Below are 23,089 nucleotides of genomic sequence, written 5' to 3' on the forward strand. Positions count from 1 at the left end.
CTTCCTGTTGTCGCCGCCCCGTCGGCGGGGCCGTTGTCGCGGGGTATCGGGTCATGTCGTGGGGCTCGCGTCCTGGTGGAGGGCTCCGCCGACCGCCGCGCCGTCCACCGGCGTGCCGGGCGCCGCCACGCCGTCCGGCGGGTCGATCCGGAGCCGGCCGATCCTGGCCGCGGGTTCCGCCGCGACCTGCCGCAGTACGCCGGTCAGCTGGGCGGCGAGGGCTTCGACGGTCCGCCGCTCGTACACGTCCGCGCTGTACCAGACGACCCCTTCGACGCCGGCCGGGCCGCTTCCGGGAGCCCGCAGCTCCCGCAGGGTGACGGCCAGTTCGCTGCGGGCCGCGCCCCGGTTGCGGTGGGCGGGCCGCAGTGGCTCCGCCGTCAGTCCCGGCAGGTCCCAGGGCGGTTCGGGCAGGTTCTCCATGCCGGTGATCATCTGGAACGGCCGGTGTCCGAGGCGGTCCTCGACGAGCTGGGACGGCAGGTCCTGGTGGGCGTAGGCGGCGAGGTCGGCGGTGCGGACCCGGCGTACGAGTTCGGCGAAGGCCGGGTCACCGCCCGCGTCCGCGCGGAGCACCAGGTGGTCGGCGAACAGGCCCACGACGTCGCTCGTCGCGTGGTCGGCCCGGCCGGCGGAGACCGTGCCCATCGGTACGTTCTCGGCGCCCCGCCGCGCCCACAGGGCGGCGATGGCCGCCCGCAGCACCATGAACAGCGTCGCCCGCTCGCGCCGGGCGGTCTCCAGCAGCGCGCGGTGCGCGGCCTCGTCGACCGTGAAGGTGACGTTGCCGCCCAGCCCGGTGGGCTCCGCCGGCGGTGTCCGGTCCCACCGGAGCAGAGGCTGTTCCGGCAGGTCGGCGAGTACGTCGCTCCAGTACGCGAGGCGGCGTGCGAAGGGGCTGTCCGGCTCGTCCAGGCGCGCTGCCTGTTCGTGCAGGTGCACGGCGAAGTCCGCGTACTGGACGGGCAGCGGCGCCCACCGGGGTGCGCCGCCGGCCGCCCGCGCGGCGTACGCCGTGGACAGGTCGCGGGCGATCAGCCCGGTGGACCAGCCGTCCGCGGCGATGTGGTGCGCCACGATCTGGAGCACGTGGTCGTCGGGGGCGAGGGCGAAGAGGGTCATCCTCGCCGGTGGTCCGGTGGCCAGGTCGAAGGGGCGTGCGTGGTCCGCGTCCAGTGCCCCGGACAGGTCGTCCTCGGTGACGGGGACGACGGTCAGTGGCGTCCGGGCGGGGGCGGTGACCTCCTGTCCGCCGGTCTCCGGGAAGCGGGTGCGCAGGGCTTCGTGCCGGGCCGTCACGTCGTACCAGGCCGCTTCCAGCGCGTCCGTGCGCAGCGGGCCGCCGAGGCGGACCGACAGCGGGATGTTGTACCTGCGCTCGCCGGAGACCATGGTCCGCTGGCCGGGGGTGAGCGGTATGACGTCCGGGCGCGGCCCGGCGGCCGGTCCGTCCCGGTCACCGGTGCCCGCCAGCCGTGCGGCCAGGGCGGCCGGGGAGGGCGCTTCGAAGAGCGCCCGCACTTCGAGGTCCTTGCCGAGGACGGCCTGGACGCGGCCGGCCAGACGGGTCGCCAGCAGCGAGTCGCCGCCCAGGTCGAAGAACCCTTCCTCGGCGCCGACCCGTGCCGCGCCGAGGACTTCGGCGAACAGGGAGCAGAGGATCTCCTCGACGGGTGAGCTGGGGCCGCGTCCGCTGTAGCCCGCCGGGTGGTCGGGGGCGGGCAGGGCGGCCCGGTCGACCTTGCCGTTGGCGGTCAGCGGCAGCTCGTCCAGGACGACCGTCGCCGACGGCACCATGTAGTCCGGCAGCCGCTCGGCCGCGAAGTCCCGTGTTCCGGAGGCGTCCCCGACGACGTACGCGATCAGCCGCTTGTCACCGGGCCGGTCCTCGCGCATGATCGCCGCCGCCTGCCGGACCCCCGGGCACTGTCCGAGCACCGCCTCGACCTCGGCCGGTTCGATCCGGAAGCCCCGCACCTTGACCTGGTCGTCGGCCCGCCCCAGGAAGACCAGGTTGCCGTCGTGGTCCCAGCGCACCAGGTCGCCGGTCCGGTACATCCGCCCGCCGCCGTACGGGCACGCCACGAACCGCTCCGCCGTCGGGGCCGGGCGGCCGAGGTACCCGCGGGCGACGCCCTGTCCGGCGATGTACAGCTCGCCGGTGGCCTCGGGCGGGACCGGCCGCAGCGCCGCGTCCAGCACGTACACCTGAACCGCGTCGCGCGGCCCGCCGATCGGCAGGACGGCCGGGGCGGGTGTGCCGGGCCCGACGGCGAGGTTCGTGGCGCAGAGGGTGGTCTCGGTCGGCCCGTACAGGTGGCTGACGGTGACGTCGGGGCAGGTGTCCCGGACGGTGGCGACGGCCTCGGCCGGGACCGCGTCCCCGCCCGTCAGGACGTGCCGGAGACCGGTGAAGCACTCGGGGGACTCCTGCGCGAGGACGCGGAAGAGCCCGGCCGTCAGGTGCACGGCCGTCAGCCCGTGGTCGGTGACCAGGCGGGCCAGCGCCTTCGCGGTGAGATCGGCCGGGGGCGCGATCACCACGCGGCCGCCGTTGAGGAGCGGGACCCACAGTTCGAGGGTGGAGGCGTCGAAGGTGTGCGGGGCGTGGAAGAGGACGTGTCCGGTGGCGATGCCGTCCCAGCAGGTGTCCTGGGCGAGGGCGGCGATGTTGCCGTGGGTGGCGACGACGCCCTTGGGGGTTCCCGTGGAGCCGGAGGTGTACATCACGTACAGGCCGGAGTCCGGTGTGACGGGGGCCGCGAGCGGGGCGCCGGAGCGGTGGCGCAGGGCGTCCTCGACGTCGGCGTCCGTCAGGACGACGGCGGGCGCGGCGTCGTCGAACAGGGTCCGTACCCGCTTGGCGGGCTGTGCGGTGTCCACCGGTACGGCGACGGCGCCGGCCTTGGCGATGCCCAGCAGCGCCACGACCAGTTCGGGCGAGCGGGCGAGCGTGACGACCACCCGGTCCCCCGGCCGGGCGCCCGACGCGTGCAGGTGCCGGGCGACCTGGTTGGCCCGGGCGTCGAGATCGTCGTACGTCAGGGTGGTCTCGCCGGACACCAGCGCGGTGTCGTGCCGGTGCTGCCGTACGGTCCGTTCGAAGAGGCCGGTGACGGTCGTCGGCGCGGCTCCCGTGGCACCGGTGTTCACGCCGCGCAGCAGCCGGTCCCGTTCGCCGGGCACCAGGATGTCGATGTCACCGGGGCGGATGTCCGGGTCGGCCACCAGCTGTTCCAGGATGCCGGTGAACCGGTCGGCGAGGAGTTCCGCGCTGCGGGCGCTGATCAGCTCCGGGCGGTGCGTCAGGAGGAACAGCAGCTCGGGGCCCGGGAAGACGGCCAGGCTGACCGGGTAGTGGCTGACGTTGTGCCCGCGTACGGGGGTCAGCTCCAGCGGCGGCCCGCCCTCCTCCGCCAGCGCGCCGCGCGGGAAGCTCTCGTAGACCAGCAGGCTGTCGAACTCGGCTCCGGGGCCGCCGGCCCGCTGGATCTCGCTGAGCCCCACATACTGGTGGGACATCAGGGCGCCCTGGCGGGTCTGTACGTCGGTGAGCAGCTCGGACACCGGCCGGGAGGCCGTCAGGGGCACCCGGACCGGGACGGTGTTGATGAAGAGCCCGAGCATGGACTCGACGCCGCGCAGCTCGGCGGGCCGGGCCGCCACGGTCGCGCCGAACACCACGTCGTCCCGGCCCAGCAGACGGCCGAGGAGCAGCGCCCAGGCCCCCTGGACGAAGGTGTTGGGGGTCAGGCCGTGGCGGCGGGCGAGGTCGGTGAGCGCCTCGGTGGCCGGCCGGTCCAGCTTCGCGTGCACCTGGCCGTGTCCGGCGGCGGCCTGCTGCCGGCCGGCCGCGGGTGCCAGCAGTGTCGGCTCGCGCAGCCCGGCGAGGTCGGCCCGCCAGGCGGCGCGCGCCGACTCCTTGTCCTGGGCGTTCAGCCAGCCGAGGTAGTCACGGTAGGGGGTGACGGGCGGCAGGCCGGCGGGGTCGCCGCCCGCCTCGTAGAGGGTCCACAGCTCGTGCTGGAGGGTCGGCAGTGACCAGCCGTCCATCAGGATGTGGTGGTTGGTGAGGATCAGCCGGTGCCGGTCCGGTCCGAGCCGGAGCAGGACGAGCCGCAGCAGCGGCGGTACGGCCAGGTCGAAGCGCCGGGCGCGTTCCTCGTCCGCGAGGCGCTCCGCCTCGGCGAGGGCGTCCTGGGGCGGCCTGCCGGTCAGGTCGACGTCCCGCCAGGGCAGTGTCACCCGGGCCGGGATGACCTGGACGGGGTGTTCGAGGCCCGGCGGCTGGCGGAAGCAGGCCCGCAGGGTGGCGTGCCGGGCCACCAGGGCCCGCCAGGACGCCTGGAGCGCGGCCGCGTCGAGGTCCCCTCCGATGTCCAGGACGTCCTGGACGACGTAGCTGTCCTCGGCCTGACCGTCGTACAGGGAGTGGAACAGCAGTCCCTCCTGCAGCGGTGTCAGCGGCCACACGTCTTCTATGCGGCGGTCCACGGCATACCTCCTCCACCGGGTGCTTCGTTGAAGTCGTCCTCCAGCGCCTCCAGCTGACCCAGCGTCAGGTCGACCAGCGGCAAATCGGAGGGGGTCAGGCCGCCCGCGTCCGGTGCCTCGGAGAGTGCGGCCAGGCCGGCCAGCAGGCCGGTCCAGCGGTCGGCGAGCCGGTCGGCGCCGTCCTCGGTGAGGACCCCTTCCAGCCACGACACCAGCAGCACCAGTTCCGGGCCGCCGTCGCCGTCGCGGACCAGGCCGCCGAACTCCAGCGCGTGCAGGGCGGGCAGCTCCGGGTCGGCGTCGGCGCCCATGGAACGGGGCCCGGCCGGCTGCCAGTCGCCCGTGTCGGGGCCGGCGACGGCGAACCGGCCCAGGTAGTTGAACCCGGCCGTGGGCGCGGGCAGCCCGTCCCCGTACGGCTGGGCGGCCTGTTCCCTGACCCGTTTGAGCAGCCGGCCGGCGGCCGGGCCGCCCGCGCGCACCTCGTCGAAGTCGGTGACGCCCGCGTCCAGCCGGACCGGGCGCAGGGTGGTGAACCAGCCCACCGTGCGGGAGAGGTCCAGGCCGCCGTCGCGGCCGTGCCCTTCGACGTCCAGGTCGACCGGGCCCGGCCGGTCCTCGGTGAGGGCCGCGGTGAGCGCGGCGAGCAGCACGTCGCCCGTCGTGGCGTGGAAGGCGGCGGGGACGGTGGTCAGCACGGCGGCCGCCGTCCGCGCGGGCACGGTGAAGGTGCGCTGCCGCAGCTGCCCTTCGGTGCCCTGTGCCGGTCCGGTGGTCCGCCGCGGCCCGGCCGCCACCTGCCGGGCGTACGTGCGGAACGAGGCGGCGACCGGGGCCAGCCGCGTGTCGGGGTCCGTCCAGGCCGCGGCGAGGTCGGGCAGCAGGATGCGCCAGGACACCGCGTCGAAGACGAGGTGGTGGACGACGATCGCGAGCCGCCCGGGCCGTCCGCTTCCCCGGTCGAACCAGACCGCGCGCAGGGTGGTGCCGGTCCGCGGGTCGAGGCGGCCGGACGCCGCCCGCGCCTCGGTGTCGATCAGCTCCTCGAACGCCTGGTCCGTCAGTCCGGAGGCGTCGACGCGCCGGACCCGGTCCGGTACGGGCGCCGCGTCACCGACCTCCAAGTACGGCTCGGCGCCGTCCGGGACGACCAGGCGGGCCCGCAGCATCGCGTGGTGGGCCACCACCTTCTCGACGGCCCGGGTCAGACGGTCCAGCCCGGCGCGGGCGGGGACGCGTACGACGGTCCACTGCGCGAACCTGGCGGCCAGTGTGGCCGGGCCGCCGCGCGCGGTCAGCTCCCGCATGACCGGCGTGAGGGGAACGGTCCCGTGGCCGTCCTCGTGCTGGACGTCGTCCTCCGTGACCGGCTGGGCGACCAGGGCGAGGGCCTCGGGGGTCTTGTGCTGGAAGACGTCCGACGCGCTGATGCGGTACCCGGCCTTGGCGGCGCGGGCGACGAGCAGCAGCGAGACGATGCTGTCACCGCCGAGTTCGAAGAAACCGGCGTCCGCCGCGACCGGGAGGCCCGGCCCCTCCGGCGTACCGGCTTCCGTTTCCGGCGTGCCGAGGCCCAGGAGGTCCGCGAAGAGACGGCAGAAGAGCGTTTCGAGCGGGGTGCGGGGCGCGCGTCCCGCGGACGCCGCCGCGTGGTCGGGGGCGGGCAGCGCGGCCCGGTCGACCTTGCTGTTGACGGTCAGCGGCAGCTCGTCCAGGACGACCGTCGCCGACGGCACCATGTAGTCCGGCAGCCGCTCGGCGGCGAAGTCCCGTACCCGGGAGGCGTCTCCCACGAGGTACGCGACCAGCCGCTTGTCACCGGGCCGGTCCTCGCGCACGATCACCGCGGCCTGCTCCACACCCGGGCACTGCCCGAGGACGGCCTCGATCTCGGCCGGTTCGATCCGGAAGCCCCGCACCTTGACCTGGTCGTCGGCCCGGCCCAGAAAGACCAGGTTGCCGTCCCGGTCCCAGCGCACCAGGTCACCGGTCCGGTACATCCGCCCGCCACCGTACGGGCACGCCACGAACCGCTCCGCCGTCAGCGCCGCCCGGCCGAGGTAGCCCCGGGCGACGCCCTGCCCGGCGATGTACAGCTCGCCGGGCACCCCCACCGGGGCGGGCCGCAGGAACCGGTCCAGGACGAAGACCGGTACGCCGTCGCGCGGGCGGCCGATGGGCAGGACGGCCGGCGCTCGCGTACCGGGGGCGACGGTGTGGGTGGTGGCGCAGAGGGTGGTCTCCGTCGGCCCGTACAAATGGTGCACCGCGGCGCCGGGGCAGGCGTCGGTGACGCGGGCGACAGCCTCGGCGGGCACCACGTCGCCGCCGGTCAGCACGTGCCGCAGGCCCGCGAAGCACTCGGGGGTCTCCTGCGCCAGCGCCCGGAACAGGCCCGCCGTGACGTGCACCGCGGTCACCTCGTGCTCGGCGACGAGCCCGGCGAGCGTCCCGCCGTCCATGTCCACGGCGGGCGCGACCACGACGCAGCCGCCGTTCAGCAGCGGCACCCACAGTTCCAGGACCGACGCGTCGAAGGCGTGCGGCGCGTGGAACAGCATCCGGCCCGTGCCGATGCCGCCCCAGCACGCGTCGCGCGCGAGGGCCGCCACGCCGCCGTGGGTGACCGCCACGCCCTTGGGCGTCCCGGTCGAGCCGGAGGTGTACATCACGTACAGGCCGGAATCCGGCACCACGTGTACGGGAGACGGTGACGCGGGGAAACCTTCGAGCGCTTCCCGCGTCTCGGCCTCGGTCACCACCAGCACGGGGGCGGAGTCCTCCAGCAGGAACCGCACCCGCTCGGCCGGATAGGTGGTGTCGACGGGTACGAACACGGCCCCGGCCTTGGCGATGCCGAGGAGTACGGTCACCAGCTCGGCGGTCCGCGGCAGCATCACCGCCACCCGGTCCCCCGCGCCGACGCCCTGCGCGTGCAGGTGGTGCGCGAACCGGTTGGCGCGCGCGTCCAGTTCCCCGTAGGTCAGGGTCAGCGCGCCGGACACGACGGCCGGTGCGTCCGGGTGGCGGGCCGCGACCTCCTCGAACAGGGCGGGCACGGTCCGTTCAGCAGCGCCGGTGCCCGGTTTTCCGATGTTCACCCCGGAGACCAGGTGCTCCCGCTCCCCGGCCAGCAGGATGTCCAGATCGCCCACCCGGGCCCGGGAATCGCCGGCGAGCCGGCCGAACACCTCCACCAGCCGCGCGGCCAGGGCCTGCGCGGTGGCCGGGTCGAACAGGTCGGTGGCGAACTCCAGCAGGCCGTCGAGGCCGCCTCCGTCCGGGCGCTCCCGCAGCACCACCGACAGGTCGAACTTCGAGGAGGCCAGCCCCACCGGGACGGCCTGGGCACCGAGCCCGGGCGCCGCAAAGGCCGTGTCCGGCGCGTTCTGGAGGGCGAAGGCGACCTGGAAGAGCGGGTGCCGGGCCAGCGAGCGGACCGGGTTCAGTACGTCCACGAGGTGTTCGAAGGGCAGGTCCTGGTGGGCGTACGCGGCGAGGTCGGTCTCCCGTACGCGGCCGACCAGTTCGGTGAAGGACGGGTTGCCGCTGACGTCCGTACGCAGCACGAGCGTGTTGAGGAAGTTGCCCACGAGTCCGTCGAGGGTCTCGTCGGTACGGCCGGCGACGGGCGTGCCGAGCGGTACGTCCTCGGCGCCGCCGAGCCGCGACAGCAGCACCGCGACGGCGGCCTGCGCCACCATGAACAGCGTGGCGTCGCACTCGCGCGCGATCTCCAGGAACCGCCGGTGCACGGCGGCGTCCACGCTGAACGGGAGCATCGCGCCCCGGTGGCTCGCCGTGGCCGGGCGGGGCCGGTCGAAGGGCAGCTCCAGCTCTTCGGGGAGGTCGGCGAGGGTGTGGGTCCAGAAGGCGAGCTGTTTGCCGAAGAGGCCGTCCTCGGTATCCCGGTCGAGCAGTTCGCGTTGCCAGAGGGTGAAGTCGGCGTACTGGACGGGCAGCGGCGCCCAGCCGGGCGCGCGGCCCTCGGCGCGGGCCGTGTAGGCGGCCGCCAGGTCGTCGGCGAGGACGCCCATGGACCAGCCGTCGGAGGCGATGTGGTGCACCACGATCAGCAGCACGTGGTCGGCGGGCGCCACCTCGAACAGCGCGAGGCGCCACGGCAGTTCCGTTTCGAGACGGAAACCCCTGGCGGCCTCGGCGGCCAGGATGCCGTCCACCGAGTCCGCGGTGACGGCGGACACGGAGATCCGGGCCGGTACGGCTGCCAGGATCTCCTGGCGGGCGCTCCCGCCGTCCCCGGGGTAGCGGGTGCGGAGCGTCTCGTGCCGGGCCACCACGTCACCCCAGGCCGCCTCCAGCGCCGCGACGTCCAGGTCACCGGTCAGCCGGACGGCCAGGGGGATGTTGTTGGTCGCGCTCGGCCCTTCCAGGCCGTGCAGGAACCACATCCGCTGCTGCCCGAACGACAGCGGCAACGGGTCGGGGCGTTCGGCCGCGGCCAGCGCGGGCCGCACGGCCTCGAACTCGTCCAGCCGCCCGGCGAGCCCCGCGACCGTAGGCGCCTCGAACAGCGCCCGCACCGAAATCTCCGCCCCGAGCGCGCCCTTGACCCGGCTCGCCAGCCGCGTCGCCAGCAGCGAGTCCCCGCCCAGGTCGAAGAACCCGTCGTCGATGCCGACCCGGTCCAGGCCCAGCACCTCGGCGAACAACCGGCACAGGATCTGCTCCTGCGGAGTGCGAGGCGCGCGGTCCGAGGCGGCCGCCGCGTAGTCCGGGGCAGGGAGTCCGACCCGGTCGACCTTTCCGTTGGCCGTCAGCGGCAGCTCGTCCAGGACGACCGTCGCCGACGGCACCATGTAGTCCGGCAGCCGCTCGGCCGCGAACTCCCGTATTCGAGAGGCGTCACCGACGACGTATGCCACGAGCCGCTTGTCCCCGGGCTGGTCCTCACGCGCCAGCACCGCGACCTGCGCGACACCAGGGCACTGCCCGAGGACGGCCTCGACCTCGGCCGGTTCGATCCGGAAGCCCCGGATCTTCACCTGGTCGTCCGCCCGCCCGAGGAAGACCAGATGGCCGTCCCGGTCCCAGCGCACCAGGTCACCGGTCCGGTACATCCGCCCGCCACCGTACGGGCACGCCACGAACCGCTCGGCGGTCAGCACAGCCCGGCCCAGATACCCCTGAGCGACACCCCGCCCGGCCACGTACAACTCCCCCGCCACACCCACCGGAACCGGCCGCAGGAAGGCGTCCAGAACGAACACCTGGACACCGTCCCGAGGCCCTCCTATGGGGAGGGTCGAGGGCACCTTCGCCCCAGGGGCGAGGGCGTGCGTGGTCGCGCACAGGGTGGTCTCCGTGGGCCCGTACAGGTGGCGCACCGTCACCCCGGGGCAGGCGTCCATGACGCTCGCCACCGCTTCGGCGGGGACCACGTCGCCACCGGTCAGGACGTGCTGGAGGTCGGTGAAGCAGTCGGGTGTCTCCTGGGCCAGCACCCGGAACAGTCCGGCGGTCACGTGGACGGCCGTCAGCCCGTGCTCGCCGACCAGCCGGGACAGCGTCCCGCCGTCCAGGTCCGCCTCCGGTGCCAGCACCACGCACCCGCCGTTGAGCAGCGGCACCCACAGCTCGAACGTCGAGGCGTCGAAGGCGTGCGGAGCGTGGAACAGGACACAGCCCGTGCCGATGTCCCCCCAGCAGGAGTCCAGCGCCAGCCCCGCCACGCCCCCGTGCGTGGCCACCACGCCCTTGGGCACGCCCGTCGACCCGGAGGTGTACATCACGTACAAGGCCGACTCCGGCGTCACCACCACCGGCAATGGATCGGCGGGGAGGGGCTGGAGGGCAGCGTCGCGCACCTCTGCCTCCCCCACCACCAGCACCGGAGCCGCGTCCTCCAGCAGCCACCGCACCCGCTCCGCCGGACAGGACAGATCCACCGGCACGAAGACAGCGCCCGCCTTCGCGATGCCCAGGAGCGCGACGACGAGTTCCGCCGAGCGGGGCAGTGCCACGCCCACCCGGTCCCCGTCGGTCACACCACGCGCCCGCAGCGCGTGGGCGAATCGATTCGCCCGAGCGTCCAGCTCCTCGTAGGTCAAGGAGCCCGCTGCGGACACCACCGCCATCTCGTGCGGGTACCGCCGCGCGGTCCGCTCGAAGAGGCCGGGGACGGTCGTCGGCGCGGCGCCCGCGGCGCCGGTGTTCACGCCGCGCAGCAGCCGCTCCCGTTCGCCCTCCACGAGCACGTCGAGGTCGCCGATCCGGGTGGCCGGGCCGGCGGCCAGCTGTCCGAGGATTCTCACCAGGCGGTCGGCCAGGAGCCGCGCGTCGGCGCGGGTGAACAGATCAGGACGGTAGGTCAGCCGGAAGCGTTCGGACATCGCGGTGAACGTCAGCGGGTAGTGCGCGGCGTCCCGGCCGCCGACGCTCGCCAGGTTCAGGTCCCCGGACACCGACCGTGCGGTGGTCCCGGTCAGGTCGAGCAGGTCGACGGGGTAGTTCTGGAAGACGGTCAAGGTGTCGAACAGGGTCCGGGTCCCGGCGACGTTCTGGACCTCGGCCAGGCTCAGGTGCTCGTGCGGCAGCAGCGCCGCCTGCGCGTCCTGGAGGCGGGTGAGCAACTGGGTGACGGTGTCGGTGGCCGACCAGCGGGCCCGTACCGGCAGGGTGTTGATGAACAGGCCGACGGTGGTGTCGATGCCCGGGATCTCCGGCGGGCGCCCGGCCGTGGTCCCCCCGAAGACCACGTCGTCGCGTCCGGTCAGGGTGCCGAGCAGCACGGCCCACGCGCCGCGCATCACGGTGCTCATGGTCACGCCGTTGCGACGGGCCAGGCCCGCCAGGTCCGTCACCAGTGGCGCGGGCAGTTCGACCCGCACCTCGTCCGGGTCGACCGGCGCGCGGTTGCCCGTCTCCGGCGCGACGAGGGTGGGCCGCGCCCCGTCGAGCGCCTGCCGCCACGCCCCGGCGGCGGCCGCGCCGTCGCGGCGGGCCAGCCAGGCGAGATAGCTGCGGTACGGGGTGACCGGCGGCAGCGCGTGTTCGTCGCCGCCGTTGCGGTACAGCTCGACCAGTTCGTTCGCGATGATCGAGGTCGACCAGCCGTCGCAGAGGATGTGGTGCACGGTCAGCACGACGCGGGTGCGGGTGTCGCCGACGCGGAGGGCGGTCAGGCGCAGCAGGGGCGGTGCCTCCAGGTCGAAGCGCCGGGTCCACTCCGCGCGGACCGCCTCGTCCAGGGCGTCCGCACGCCGCCCGGCCGGGATCTGACGCAGGTCCAGTTCCTGCCACGGGAGGTCCGCCCGCTGCGGGACGATTTGCACCGTCTCGCCGGACTTCAGGGTGCGGAAGCCTGCCCTGAGGGTCGGGTGCCGGCGCAGCAGCGCGTGCCCCGCCGACCTGAGGGCGTCCGTGTCGAGGGGGCCGTCCAGGTCCAGGACCACCTGGCCCCGGTAGATGTCCGTGGCCTCGGCGTCGTACAGGGCGTGGAACAACATGCCCTTCTGCATCGGCGCGAGCGGCCATATGTCGGCCAGTCCGGGCTTGCTCACGGCTACTTTCCCCATTCCGTTTCGAGCTGGTCGATGTCGTCCTGAGTCAGGGAGACGAGGTCGAGGTCCGACGGCGTACGGCCGCCCGCGTCCGCCTCGGCGGCGCACGCCGCCAGGGTCCCGGCGGCCCGGAACCACGCATGGCCGAGCCGCCGCATGTCGGCCTCGGAGACCAGCGCCGGGTCCCAGGCCCAGTGCGCCGTCAGCCGAGGGCCGTCGTCGGTGTCCACGGTGACGGCGTCGAGGTCCACCGGGTGGGTGCGTACGCCTTCGGGCGGCCGGTCGTCGCCGGTGGCGGTCCACGCGGTGGCCGCCCGGCGCTCGGCAGTGGCGGGGACCCGGCCGAGGTAGTTGAACAGGAGCGGCGGCTCGGCGAGCCCGGTCAGGGCCGGGGAGGTCCGCGCGTTCAGGTGGCGCAGCAGTCCGTGGCCGATGCCGTGTCCGGGCAGTTCCCTGAGCTGTTCCTTGACGCGTTTGAGTACGGCTCCCGGGTCGGCGGCGCCGGTGCGGGCGCCGGCTTCCGCGCCGCCCGGGTCGAGCCGGACCGGGTGGACGCTGGTGAACCAGCCGACCGTACGCGACAGGTCGGTACCGGGTGCGAGTCCGGCTTCGCGGCCGTGCCGTTCGAGGTCGACCAGGACGGCGCCGGGCCGGCCGCGCCAGTCGGCGACCGCGAGCACCAGCGCGGCGAGCAGCACCTCGGTGACATCGGCGTGGAAGGCCGTCGGCACGGTGGTGAGCAGGGCCGCCGACGTGTCGGGCGCCAGGGTCATGCTCAGCGTTCCGGAGCCGCCCGGCCCGGTGGGCACCGTCGGCAGCAGGGGGGCAGTGGGCGCGCCGATCCGTTGCCAGAGCGGCAGTTCGGCGGTCCGGGCAGGGTCGTGGGCGGCCTGGCGCAGCAGTTCGGCCCAGCGGCGGAAGGACGTACGGACCGGTGGCAGGTCCGGGGCGGTGCCCGCCGTGACCGCCTCGCAAGCGAGGGCCAGGTCGTCGAGGAGGATGCGCCAGGAGGCACTGTCCACGCAGAGGTGGTGCGCGGCGAGGAAGAGCCGGCCGGGCCGGTGCGAGCCCGCGTCGAACCACACCGCTCGGAGTACGGCGCCGGAGCGCGGGTCGAGGCGGCCGGTCGCGGCGGCGCACTGCTCGCGGACGATCACCGCCGTGATCTGCTCGGCGTGTCCGGGCAGCCGTACCGTCCGCAGCACGTCCGCCGCCCGTACGGCGCCCGGCGGCCGGACGTGCGGCGTGTCGTCGGGGCCGAGGCGGAGCCGCAGGGCGCCGTGGTGGTCCAGGACGGCCTGGAGGGCGGCGGTCAGTTCCGCGGTGGTCAGGCCGGTGGGCGTCCAGACCATGACGGTCTGGTGCAGCGGTCCGGCCAGGGCCTGCCGGTCGGCGAGCTGCCGCATGATCGGGGTGAGCGGTACGGGGCCGTCGCCGTCGTCGTGCCGGGTCTCCTCCTCCGTGACGGGCCGGGCGGCGAGGGCCAGGGCTTCCGGGGTCTTGTGCCGGAAGACGTCCGTGGCGCTGATCCGGTAACCCGCCCGGGCCGCGCGGGCGACGAGTTGCAGGGAGATGATGCTGTCGCCGCCGAGTTCGAAGAAGTTCGCGTCCGCGCCGATGGCGGGGGGCGGCGGGACGTCGGGGACGGCCGGGGGCGGGACGTCAGGGTGCGGGACCCTCGGTTCCGGGACCCTCGGTTCCGGGACGCCCGGACGCGGGACCACCGGGCGGGGGACGTCCGGGTGCCGGACGGGCGGCACGGGGCTCGCAGCCGGGGCTCCGTCCGTCGCGACCGTCGTATCCATCACAGTGACCCCATCCGTCCCGCGAGTCTGCGCCGTGGCGGCCGCCTTGCCCTCCGCCGTCACCAGCCCGAGCACCTCCGCGAAGAAGCGGCAGAACAGCTCTTCCAGTGGCGTGCGGGGCGCGCGTCCCGCGGACGCCGCCGTGTAGTCGGGGGCCGGCAGCGCTGCCCGGTCGACCTTGCCGTTGCCCGTGATGGGCAGGGCGTCGAGGGTGACGACGGCGCCGGGGATCATGTAGTCCGGCAGCCGCTCGGCGGCGAAGTCCCGTACCCGGGAGGCGTCTCCCACGAGGTAGGCGACCAGCCGCTTGTCACCGGGCCGGTCCTCGCGCACGATCACCGCGGCCTGCTCCACACCCGGGCACTGCCCGAGGACGGCCTCGATCTCGGCCGGTTCGATCCGGAAGCCCCGCACCTTGACCTGGTCGTCGGCCCGGCCCAGAAAGACCAGGTTGCCGTCCCGGTCCCAGCGCACCAGGTCACCGGTCCGGTACATCCGCCCGCCACCGTACGGGCACGCCACGAACCGCTCCGCCGTCAGCGCCGCCCGGCCGAGGTAGCCCCGGGCGACGCCCTGCCCGGCGATGTACAGCTCCCCCGCCACATCCGTGGGCACCGGGCGCAGCAGCGCGTCGAGGACGAAGACCCGTACGCCGTCGCGCGGGCGGCCGATGGGCAGGACGGCCGGCGCTCGCGTACCGGGTGCGACGGTGTGGGTGGTGGCGCAGAGGGTGGTCTCCGTCGGCCCGTACAAATGGTGCACCGCGGCGCCGGGGCAGGCGTCGGTGACGCGGGCGACGGCCTCGGCGGGCACCACGTCGCCGCCGGTCAGCACGTGTTCCAGACCGGCGAAGCAGGCGGGTGTCTCCTGGGCCAGCACCCGGAACAGCCCGGCCGTCACGTGCACGACCGTCAGCGCGTACGCGTCGGCCAGCCGGGCCACCGTCTCCCCGTCCAGGTCCAGCGGCGGCGCGACGACCACACAGCCGCCGTTGAGCAGCGGCACCCACAGCTCCAGGGTGGACGCGTCGAAGGTGTGCGGCGCGTGGAAGAGGACGCGCCCGGTGCCGATGCCGTCCCAGCAGGGGTCGAGGGCGAGCGCGGTGACGTTCGCGTGCGTCGCGAGGACGCCCTTGGGCGTCCCGGTCGAGCCGGAGGTGTACATCACGTACAGGCCGGAATCCGGCGCCACCCGTGCGGGCGGCGGGACGGCCGGGAAGTACCGCAGGGCCTCCGTCACTTCGGAGCGCGTCATGACCAGTACGGGGTCGGCGTCCTCCAGCAGGAGCCGCACCCGTTCGACCGGGTACGCCGTGTCGACCGGCACGGCCACCGCGCCCGCCTTGGCGAGGCCGACCAGCACGGCGACCAGTTCCGCCGAGCGGTCGAGCAGCACCGCGACCCGGTCGCCGGCGGTGACGCCCTTCGCGTGCAGGTACTGAGCACAACGGTCGGCCCGCGCGTCCAGTTCCCGGTAGGTCAGCGTGGCGTCGGCGGTCTCCACGGCCGTCTCGTCGCCATACCGCGCGACGGCCCGCTCGAAGCACCGCGGCACGGTCTCGTCCCGGGTGTCCGCCCGGCCCGGTGCCACGGCCGCGGCGGCCCGGGTCCGCTCGTCCTCGCCGAGCACGTCCACCGCCCCGGCCCGTACGGCCGGGTCCGCGGTGACCTGGTCGAGCACCCGCAGCAGCCGGGCCACCAGGCGCTCCGCCGTGGCGTGTTCGAAGAGGTCGGTGGCGAACTCCAGGTAGCAGTCCAGGCCCGCGGCGGCGCCGTCGGCGTCCCGGCGCTCCCACATCAGGACCGACAGGTCGAACTTCGAGGTGGACATCTCCACCGGTATCAGCCGGGATTCCAGGCCCGGGGCGTCGAAGTGCGTCTCGGGTGCGTTCTGGAGGGCGAAGGCGACCTGGAAGAGCGGGTGCCGGGCCAGCGAGCGGACCGGGTTCAGCACTTCCACCAAGTGCTCGAAGGGCAGGTCCTGGTGGGCGTACGCGGCGAGGTCGGTCTCCCGTACGCGGCCGACCAGTTCGGTGAAGGACGGGTTGCCGCTGACGTCCGTACGCAGCACCAGCGTGTTGAGGAAGTTGCCGACCAGGTTGTCCACGGCCTCGTCCGTACGGCCCGCGACGGGGGTGCCGAGCGGGATGTCCTCTCCGGCGCCGAGCCGCGACAGCAGCACCGCGACGGCGGCCTGCGCCACCATGAACAGCGTGGCGTCGCACTCGCGCGCGATCTCCGCCAGGCGCCGGTGCGCGGCGGCGTTCACCGAGAAGGGCAGGAACGCTCCCCGGTGGGTCGCCACCGGCGGGCGTGGCCGGTCGAAGGGCAGCTTCAGGTGCTCCGGCAGTCCTGCGAGGGTCTGCGACCAGAACGCGGCCTGCCTGCCGAACAGGCCGTCCTCGGTGTGCTGGGTGAGCAGGTCGCGCTGCCAGAGGGTGAAGTCGGCGTACTGGACGGCCGGCGGCGCCCAGCCGGGCGCGCGGCCCTCGGCGCGGGCCGTGTAGGCGGCCGCCAGGTCGTCGGCGAGGACGCCCATGGACCAGCCGTCGGAGGCGATGTGGTGCACCACGATCAGCAGCACGTGGTCGGCGGGCGCCACCTCGAACAGCGTGATGCGCCAGGGCAGTTCGCGCTCGATACGGAAGCCCTGCTCGACGCCGGCGGCCAGCGCCTGTTCCACGCCGTCCGCCGCGATCCCGACGGTGGTGAGGTGTACGGGCACCTGCACCGGCTCCACGATGTCCTGGCGGGCGCCTCCGCCGTGCTCGGGGTAGCGGGTGCGCAGCGTCTCGTGCCGGGCCACCACGTCACCCCAGGCCGCCTCCAGCGCCGCGACGTCCAGGTCACCGGTCAGCCGGACGGCCAGGGGGATGTTGTTGGTCGCGCTCGGCCCTTCCAGGCCGTGCAGGAACCACATCCGCTGCTGCCCGAACGACAGCGGCAACGGGTCGGGACGGTCCACCGGTACGAGCACCGGCCGCACCGCCTCGAACTCGTCCAGCCGCCCGGCGAGCCCCGCGACCGTGGGCGCCTCGAACAGCGCCCGCACCGAAATCTCCGCCCCGAGCGCGCCCTTGACCCGGCTCGCCAGCCGCGTCGCCAGCAGCGAGTCCCCGCCCAGGTCGAAGAACCCGTCGTCGATGCCGACCCGGTCCAGGCCCAGCACCTCGGCGAACAGCCGGCACAGGATCTGCTCCTGCGGAGTGCGGGGCGCGCGGTCCGAGGCGGCCGCGTGGTCGGGGGCGGGCAGCAGGGCCCGGTCGACCTTTCCGTTGGCCGTCAGCGGCAGCTCGTCCAGGACGACCGTCGCCGACGGCACCATGTAGTCCGGCAGCCGCTCGGCCGCGAACTCCCGTATCCCGGAAGCGTCTCCGACGACGTACGCGACGAGCCGCTTGTCGCCCGGCTGGTCCTCGCGCACGAACGCCGCGACCTGCGCGACACCAGGGCACTGCCCGAGGACGGCCTCGACCTCGGCCGGTTCGATCCGGAAGCCCCGGATCTTCACCTGGTCGTCGGCGCGGCCCAGGAACACGAGGCGTCCGTCCCGGTCCCAGCGCACCAGGTCACCGGTCCGGTACATCCGCCCGCCACCGTACGGGCACGCCACGAACCGCTCGGCGGTCAGCACAGCCCGGCCCAGATACCCCTGTGCGACACCCCGCCCGGCCACGTACAACTCCCCCGCCACACCCACCGGAACCGGCCGCAGGAAGGCGTCCAGAACGAAGACGCGCAGGCCGTCCCGGGGCGCGCCGATCGGCAGCACCGGCGGCACCTTCGCGCCCGGCTCGATGACGAACGCGGTGGCGCACAGCGTGGTCTCGGTCGGCCCGTACATGTGGCGGATCTCGACGCCGGGGCACGCCTCGGCGACCCGGGCGACGGCCTCGGCGGGGACCACGTCGCCACCGGCCAGGACATGCCGGAGACCCGCGAAACAGTCAGGCGTCTCCTGGGCCAGCACCCGGAACAGTCCCGCGGTCACGTGGACGGCCGTCAGCCCGTGCTCGCCCACCAGACGCGACAGTGTCCCGCCGTCCGGATTCTCCGTCTCGGGTGCCACGACCACCCGCCCGCCGTTCAGCAGCGGCACCCACAGCTCGAACGTCGAGGCGTCGAAGGCGTGCGGAGCGTGGAACAGGACACAGCCCGTGCCGATGTCCCCCCAGCAGGAGTCCAGCGCCAGCCCCGCCACGCCCCCGTGCGTGGCCACCACGCCCTTGGGCACGCCCGTCGACCCGGAGGTGTACATCACGTACAAGGCCGACTCCGACGACACCGCCACCGGCATCGGCGTGGCGGCAAAGCCTCCTTCGGCGGCCTCACGCACCTCCCGCTCCCCCACCACCAGCACCGGAGCCGCGTCCTCCAGCAGCCACCGCACCCGCTCCGCCGGACAGGACAGATCCACCGGCACGAAGACAGCGCCCGCCTTCGCGATGCCCAGGAGTACGACGACGAGTTCCGCCGAGCGGGGGAGCGTGACGCCCACCCGGTCGCCGGGTGCCACGCCCTCGGAGTGCAGGTACCGGGCGAACCGGTTGGCGCGGGCGTCCAGTTCGCCGTACGTCAGCGACGTGGCGCCCGCCGTCACGGCGGTGTCGGCGCGGGACCGCAGCACGGTGGCGTCGAACAGGTCGAGGAGCGTGCGGTCGCCGGCGTCCGCCGCTCCGACGTTGACGCCGGTGACGAGTCGGCGGCGCTCCTCGGGGGCCAGCAGCTCGACCTCACCGGCCCGCAGTCCCGGGTCGCCGGCGACCTGGTCGAGCACCGCGAGCAGCCGGGTGACCAGGCTTCGCGCGCCGTCCGGGTCGAAGAGGTCGGTGGCGAACTCCAGATAGCCGTCGAGGCCGTTACCGCCGGGCCGCTCCCCCAGGCCGAAGACCAGGTCGAACTCGACCGTGGCCGGCGGCACCGGGACCGGTGCCGCACAGAGACCGGGCAGGTCCCACCCGGGGTTCAGTTCGTCCTCCATCACCAGCAGCACCTGGAACAGCGGATGCCGGGCGTTCGACCGGGCGGGTTTCAGCGCCTCCACCAAGTGCTCGAACGGGAGGTCCTGGTGGGCGTACGCGGCGAGGTCGGCGTCCCGGGCGCGCGCGACCAGTTCGGTGAAGGCCGGGTCGCCCCCGGCGTCGGTCCGCAGCACCAGGGTGTTGAGGAAGAACCCGACGACGCCGTCCAGGGACTCGTCGGTGCGGCCGGTGACGGGGGTGCCGAGCGGGATGTCGTCGCCCGCGCCGAGCCTCGACAGCAGCAGCACGACCGCCGCCTGCACGACCGTGAACAGGGTGGTGTCGCACTCGCGGGCGATGGCGCTCAGCCGCTGGTGCACCCGGGCGTCGACGGTGAACGGCAGCACGGCTCCGCGGTGGCTCGCGGTGGCCGGGCGCGGCCGGTCGGTGGGCAGCTCGACCTGGTCCGGCAGGCCGGCGAGGGCTTCGGTCCAGTGGGCGAGCTGGGTGTCGAGCAGGCCGTTGCCGCTGTCGAGGAGCGCGTGCTGCCAGAGGGCGAAGTCGGCGTACTGGACGGGCAGCGGCGCCCAGTCGGGCGCGCGGCCCACGCTCCGCGCCGCGTACGCCGTGGAGAGGTCGCGGGCGAGGACGCCCATCGACCATCCGTCGGCGGCGATGTGGTGCACGACGATCAGGAGGACGTGGGCGTCGGACAGTTCGAACAGGGTCGCCCGCCGGGGCGGTGCCGTGTCGAGCGCGAACCGGCGGCCGATGTGATCGGCCAGTACGGTGTCGAGCGCGTCGTCGGTGGTGGGGACGACCGGGAGTTGTGGAGCGTCGGACTCCGGCCGGGTGCCGTCCAGCACCAGCTGGTGCGGCACGCCGTCGTGCTCGGGGAAGACCGTACGCAGCGGCTCGTGGCGCGCGATCACGTCCGCCCAGGCGGCGCGCAGCGCGGGCAGGTCCAGGCTGCCGGTCAGCCGGACGGCCATGGCCATGTTGTAGGCGCCGCTGGTGTCCTCCAGCCGGTTGGCGAACCACATGCGCTGCTGCCCGAACGACAGCGGCAGGACCTCCGGCCGCGGCGCCGCGACCACGGGCGGGCGGCCGGCGCCCAGCTCGTTCAGCCGCCCGGCCAGGCCCGCGACCGTGGGCGACTCGAACATCACGGTCATGGGGATCTCGACGCCGAGGGCGGTACGGGCCCGGCTGGTCAGCCGCATGGCGAGCAGGGAGTCGCCGCCCAGGTCGAAGAACCGGTCGCCGATGCCTACCCGGTCCAGGCCGAGGACCTCGGCGAACAGCCGGCACAGGATCTGTTCCTGCGGGGTGCGGGGCGGGCGGTCCGAAGTGGCCGCCGCGTGGTCGGGGGCGGGCAGCGCGGCCCGGTCGACCTTGCCGTTGGCCGTCAGCGGCAGGGCGTCCAGGGGGACGACGGTGCCGGGGATCATGTAGTCCGGCAGGCGCTCGGCGGTGAAGTCCCGTATGCCCGAGGCGTCACCGACGACGTAGGCGACGAGACGCTTGTCGCCGGGCCGGTCCTCGCGTACGACGACGGCGGCCTGGTCCACGCCGGGGGCCTGCCCGAGGACGGTCTCGACCTCGGCCGGCTCGATCCGGAAACCTCGGACCTTTACCTGGTCGTCGGCGCGGCGCAGGAACACCAGGCGGCCGTGGCGGTCCCACCGGACGAGGTCGCCGGTGCGGTACATCCGCCCGCCGCCGTACGGGCAGGCGACGAAGCGCTCCGCGGTGCGCGCGGGGCGGTTCAGGTAGCCGGGGGCCACGCCCCGGCCCGCGACGTACAGTTCGCCGGTGACGCCGACCGGTACGGGGCGCAGGGCCCGGTCCAGGACGAAGACCCGTACGCCGTCGCGCGGCCCGCCGATCGGGAGCACCTCCGGTGCCTCCGTACCCGGGGGGACGGTGTACGTGGTGGCGCACAGGGTGATCTCGGTCGGCCCGTACAGGTGGTGCAGCGTGGCGTCCGGGCAGGCTTCGGCGACCCGGGCGACGGCTTCGGCGGGGACCACGTCGCCGCCGGTCAGGACGTGCCGGAGGCCCGTGAAGCAGGCGGGCGACTCCTGGGACAGCACGCGGAACAGCCCGGCCGTGACGTGGACCGCCGTCAGCGCGTGCGCACCGATCAGCCGGGCCAGGGTGCTGCCGCTCAGGTCCGTCTCCGGCGCCACCACGACGCACCCGCCGTTGAGCAGCGGCACCCACAGTTCGAACGTCGAGGCGTCGAAGGCGTGCGGAGCGTGGAACAGGACGCGCCCGGTGCCGATGCCGCCCCAGCACGTGTCGCGGGCGAGCGCCGCGACGTTGCCGTGGGTGGCCGTCACGCCCTTGGGCACGCCCGTCGAACCGGAGGTGTACATCACGTACAGGCCCGATTCCGGCGACACCCGAACCGGGAGGGGCGCGGCCGAGAAGTCGCGCAGGGTGGCCTCCCGCATCACCTCCTCCCCGCTGACGACCAGCGTGGGGGCGGAGTCCTCCAGCAGGTGGCGCACCCGCTCGGCCGGGTAGGACGGGTCCACCGGGACGGCCAGCGCCCCGGCCTTGGCGATGCCCAGGAGCGCGACGACCAGTGCGGCGGAGCGGGGCAGCACGACGCCGACGCGGTGGCCCGGCGCCACGCCCCCGGCGTGCAGGTACCGGGCGAACCGGTTCGCCCGGGCGTCGAGTTCCGCGTACGTGAGGGTGTCCGCTCCGGAGACGACCGCGGCCGCGGCCGGGAAGCGGGCGGCGATCTGTGCGAACCGTGCCGGGACGGTCGTGTCCGGGGCGGCTTCCCGGCCGGTGTTCACCTCGGTGAGCAGCCGCTTCTCCTCGCCGTCGAGCAGCACACCGACCTCGCTGACCCGCAGCGCCGGGTCTGCCGTCACCCGGGCGAGGACCGCGGTGAGCCGGGCGGCCAGCAGGGCGGCCGTCTCCCGGTCGAACAGCTCCGCGTTGTGCCAGAGCCCGCCGTCGATGCCGTGGGGCCGTCCGCCGTCGTCGTGGCGTTCGGTCAGGTTGAGGTAGAGGTCGAAGAGGCCGAACGTCAGGTCGTCGCGCGCCGCCTCGATGCCGACCCGCTCCGGTACGGCGGTCAGGCCGGGCAGGTCCCAGGCGGAGCCGGGCGAGTCCTCCAGCACCAGCAGCACCTGGAACAGCGGGTGCCGGGCCAGCGAGCGGTCCGGGTTCAGCACCCCGACGAGGTGTTCGAAGGGCAGGTCCTGGTGGGCCTCGGCGGCGAGGTCCGTGGCGCGGACCCGGCGTACCAGGTCGGTGAAGGCGGGGTCCCCGGTGAGGTTCGTCCGCAGGACGAGGGTGTTGGCGACGAAGCCCACGAGTCCGTCGAGCGTCTTGTCGGTACGCCCGTCGGCCGGGGAGCCGATGGGGATGTCGTCGCCCGCGCCCAGCCGCGAGAGCAGTACGGCGAGGGCGGCCCGCACCACCATGAGCGGTGTGGCGTCGCAGTCGGCCGCGATCTTCAGGAGCGCCCGGTGGGTTTCCGACGGAATCCGGACCGGCACCGAACTCCCTTCGTGCCGGGGCGCGGCGGGGCGCGGCCGGTCGCAGGGCAGGTCCAGCTGGGCCGGCAGGCCCACCAGGGCCTGGCGCCAGTAGGCGAGCTGCCGCCCGTACACACTCTCCGGGTCCTCCTCCGCGCCGAGGAGTTCCTGCTGCCGCCGGGCGAAGTCCGTGTACGCGACGGGCAGGGGCGGCCAGTCCGGTGCCCGGCCCTGCGACCGGGCGGCGTACGCCCGCGACAGGTCCCGGGCCAGCACTTCCAGCGACCGGCCGTCGACGGCTATGTGGTGCACCACCAGCAGCAGGACGTGCTCGCGCGGGGACAGGGCGTACAGCGTCGCCCGGCACGGCGGTTCGGCCCGCAGGTCGAACGCCCGGCCCGCCTCGGCGGCGAGGGCCGTGGCCAGCTCTTCTTCGGTGATGGCGCGGTTCCCGAGCCCGGCCGGCGGTTCGTCGCGTACCTCCTGCCATGTTTCACCGTCCGCCTCGCGGAAGACCGTACGCAGCGCTTCGTGCCGCTCCACGACGTCGGCCCACGCCGCCTCCAGCGCCGGCGGGACCAGCCCGCCGACGAGCCGGACCGCCATGGCCATCGTGTACGCGGCGCCCGCGTTCTCCAGCCTGTTGACGAACCACATCCGCTGCTGACCGAACGACAACGGAATCCCCGTCGGTTCCGTCCGGTCACCGCGGTTATTCCGGTTTCCGCGCACGCCGAGCTCCCCCCGTGAATTACAACGCCGCGCGGCCACACCGTTATCCGGGGCGCGCGGCGGCAGCTCTTG

General features: G+C 74.4%; 3 protein-coding genes. All 3 read right to left on the reverse strand.

What is annotated here, in order from left to right:
- Nucleotides 1-51: 51 nt before the first annotated feature.
- From ACZ4Z1_RS23230 to ACZ4Z1_RS23240, 3 genes are read right to left on the reverse strand one after another with little or no spacing between them, the layout of a single operon-like run.
- On the reverse strand, nt 52-4,494 hold the full coding sequence (locus ACZ4Z1_RS23230) for an amino acid adenylation domain-containing protein (protein WP_468488520.1): 4,443 nt from the start codon (nt 4,492-4,494) through the stop codon (nt 52-54).
- On the reverse strand, nt 4,479-12,032 hold the full coding sequence (locus ACZ4Z1_RS23235; protein WP_468488521.1) for an amino acid adenylation domain-containing protein: 7,554 nt from the start codon (nt 12,030-12,032) through the stop codon (nt 4,479-4,481). The genes ACZ4Z1_RS23230 and ACZ4Z1_RS23235 overlap by 16 nt, the downstream gene beginning before the upstream one ends.
- Nucleotides 12,020-22,963, reverse strand: coding sequence for a non-ribosomal peptide synthetase (locus ACZ4Z1_RS23240; protein ID WP_468488522.1), 10,944 nt, complete (start codon nt 22,961-22,963; stop codon nt 12,020-12,022). The genes ACZ4Z1_RS23235 and ACZ4Z1_RS23240 overlap by 13 nt, the downstream gene beginning before the upstream one ends.
- Between the last annotated feature and the right edge of the window lie 126 nt (nt 22,964-23,089).

This window comes from Streptomyces sp. NPDC030165 (assembly GCF_055573595.1).

Bases quoted from the DNA above. Each gene is read 5' to 3' on its own strand.
- ACZ4Z1_RS23235 (WP_468488521.1), bottom strand. From the start codon at position 12,032: ATGGGGAAAGTAGCCGTGAGCAAGCCCGGACTGGCCGACATATGGCCG.